Origin of the sequence: Amycolatopsis rhizosphaerae (assembly GCF_007713715.1) — a bacterium.
In the GTDB taxonomy this organism is placed as follows: domain Bacteria; phylum Actinomycetota; class Actinomycetes; order Mycobacteriales; family Pseudonocardiaceae; genus Amycolatopsis_E; species Amycolatopsis_E rhizosphaerae.
Window position 1 is genome coordinate 1 of record NZ_VJWX01000675.1, and the last position, 2998, is coordinate 2998.

Below are 2998 nucleotides of genomic sequence, written 5' to 3' on the forward strand. Positions count from 1 at the left end.
AACAAGCGCTGGGCGACCTCACCACCATCGACTACTGCAGCCTCATCGACCTCGGCAAGGCCTCCGGCGCCGGGGCGACCCACATCGGCCCCGTCGTCTCGTCACCCAACGATTGCGTCGCCTTCATGACCGTGAGCGGACGCGACACGGCGATCGACGTGGGTGGGCTCGCGAGCAAGAAGGCCGACCCGGACCGCGCACCCGACGTCACCGCGGACAAGCTGGACCAGGGCCTGCAGGTCCAGATCACCGAATACGGTTCCGACGAAGCCTGCGAGCGCTACCTGACCTTCGCCAATGGCACCCACCTGACGGTCAATGTCGAATTCACCGACGACCACCCCGGGACCGTGGACCAGCGCGAAGCGCTGTGCACGGTCGAAAAGGCCGTCTTCGCCGCGCTCGTCACCGACATCACCGCCCGGAAGGCGACCCACCTCACCTTCCCCGCCAACTCGCTGGGCACGGTCGACCCCTGCCCGCTCCTGCCCGACCCGCACGTCCTGCCCGACGGGCTGGCCAAAGACCTCGAAATCATCCCGGTGCCCAGCCACCACCACTGCACCTGGCTCGACCTCGTCCACAAGACCGACGTCGAGTTCAGCTTCGACTACAGCAGATTGCCGAACGGCACGAAGACGACCATCGCCGGCCTCCCCTCGGTGACCGAACCCGGCACCCTCAGCTGCACGATCACCACCGACGTCGGCGCCAGCCCCATCCCCCGGCTGCGCCAGCTCGCATCGCTCTACGTCCGGGTCCCGGACCGGGGCAGCGACGCGTGCGCCGTCGCGACGACCCTGGCCACGGCCGCCTGGCCGAAACTCCCCACGAACGCGTAACCCCGCAGCGGGTGGGACCCCCTCACGGCCCACTGGGCCTGCTTGACCTTTCCGCCTGCCGCTTCCGGACAGTGCGAGCCGGATCTTCGGACTGGACCTCACCCGGCCCGAAGCAACGTGGCCGATCACCGGGCCGTCCCGCTCGTGACCGGCCCCGAGTGCCGCCGCTCCCCCGTGTTCGAGGGTGGTCGGCGTCGGTGATCGCCTGGGCGAAGGAAGCTGGGGACCGCGATGACCGGGGCGGTGGCCAGCTTCTGCTCGTAGACCGACGGCGATCTTCCCCCTGGACCGCCACGGCCGTCCGTACATGAACGGCTGGCGCGTCTCCTTGGCTTCCTTCACCCGCGCCGCCCGGTGTGGTCAGCGCGTCGTGGTCGACCAGGGTGACTTCCACTCCGGCCTCGCGGGCTGCGTCGGCCTCCGCGGCGAAATGGTCATCGGCACGGCGAGGACGCAGCAGGTCGGCGGGCACGAGCAACATCATGAGAGCGTCATGCCCGGCCGGGGCGGGTATTTCCACGGGTTTGCCCGCGCAAGCTCCGCGGAGGCGACCGGCAGGGAACCTACTTCCGGGAGAAGACCGCGACCGTCGGCCCTTCCCGTCCCTGCCCGGAAACGAGCACGACATCGCCGTTCGGGGCCGCGCCGAGGAAGGCATCCTGGCAGTCCGTTTCGGACGGCAAGGCGTAGACCTGGGCAGGCTTGCCGCTGCCAGGATCGAGCGTCGAGACGGGGCTGGGATTCCCGGACGCGGTGCCGGTCGCCATGGCCAGCGGCAGCTTGCCGTCGGGGCTCGCACCGACCAGCCAGGTGCTCACGCTGATCTCGCCGTCGATCATGGCGTCATAGACCCACAACTGCTTTCCACTGGCGAGGCTGAAGGCGGTCACCGTACTGGACGAACCCTTGGCGTTGATGGTGTCCGCGTAAAGGGTGCCGCCCGCGACCAGCGCCTGCGGGACGGGATTGCTGAGGCTGGAGGCCGCCTGCGAGCCGTCGGCCGGGATCGGGATGCTCGCCGTCTGCTTGCCGGAGGAGTCGAAGACCAGGAACTGGGAGTGGTCGTCGAGCTCACTGCCCCCCTTCTCGAGCGTGGTGGTGCCGGAGGAGGCGATGATCACCATCGGTTCGGTGGAGATCACCGAACGCAGGTGGTTCCCCTTGGGCGCAGGCACCTTCCAGAGGCGCTTGCCGGTCGCTGCGTCCACTGCCACGTACACGCCGGAGTCGGTGTAGTCGGAGTTCAGGCAGGTCTCCTGCACCAGGACGATCGCCCCCTTGCCCGCCGTGTCGAACGGGTGGCAGTTGCCTGCCGTCGCGGTGTAGTGCCAGATCTCGTTGCCGCTGGCGGCGTCGAACCCGGCCACCACGGCGTTGTCGGAAGCGGCCACCACCACCGAGCCACTGACGAAGGTGCTTCCGGTGGAGGGCGGACTGTGACCGTCCGCGCTTTTGGTCCAGATCACCTGACCGGTCTTGGCGTTGATCGCGGCCACCGTGTCGCAGTCGAAGTTGCCGTCCTGGCTGTAGAACACCGAACCGATGCCGGTGACGGTGACGGTCGCGGAGGCGAAACACGGAACCAGGCCAGGCTTCGGGGCCGCCACCGTGAACAGTTGCTTCCCGCCGGCCAGGTCATAGCCGGCGATACCGGTGGAACCGATCCGGACGACGGTCGTGTCCGTCATCCAGACACCGACCAGATTGTCGGCATCCTTCCCCATGGCCGGCGTGGCCCAGACCTGGCGGAGCGACCCGTTCCCGGCGGCGGCAGCGGCCGTGGCACCGGCGGGGCCCGGCGTCTTCGAGCCGACGAGGAAGAACACCGCCCCGAACACGAGCAGCACGGCCAGTAACAGGCCACCGATGACGAACGGGGTCTTGCTCCGCTTCTTCTTCGGAGCCGGATCGGGGGCACCGGGAAACTGTGCATACGGGGCGGTCTGCTGTCCCGGGAACACACCCGGTCCCTGCTGCCAGCCCGCCTGCGGTGGGGACGGCCGCCATTGTGACGCGTCGTTCCCCGGCTGCCCCTGCCCTGCCCCGTTTCCTGCGGTCAAGTCTTCAACCCTTCGTCCCCCGCGGCCGGCCAGTCCCGCCGTATGCGCTTTGCGCGCAGGCCAGTTGTAACATTTGCCCGCGTCCCCTCCCAGCAC

2 protein-coding genes are annotated in these 2998 nt (G+C 68.8%); one reads left to right on the forward strand and one right to left on the reverse strand.

Annotated elements, in window-relative coordinates; all coding sequences use genetic code 11:
• Window positions 1–842, forward strand: an 842-nt coding sequence (locus FNH05_RS38565; protein ID WP_186382903.1) for a hypothetical protein, incomplete at its 5' end; no start/stop codon positions are given.
• Window positions 843–1405: 563 nt separating this feature from the next.
• Here FNH05_RS38565 and FNH05_RS35340 read toward each other — a convergent pair.
• On the reverse strand, window positions 1406–2998 hold a 1593-nt coding region (locus tag FNH05_RS35340), incomplete at its 5' end, for an outer membrane protein assembly factor BamB family protein (RefSeq protein WP_222426809.1).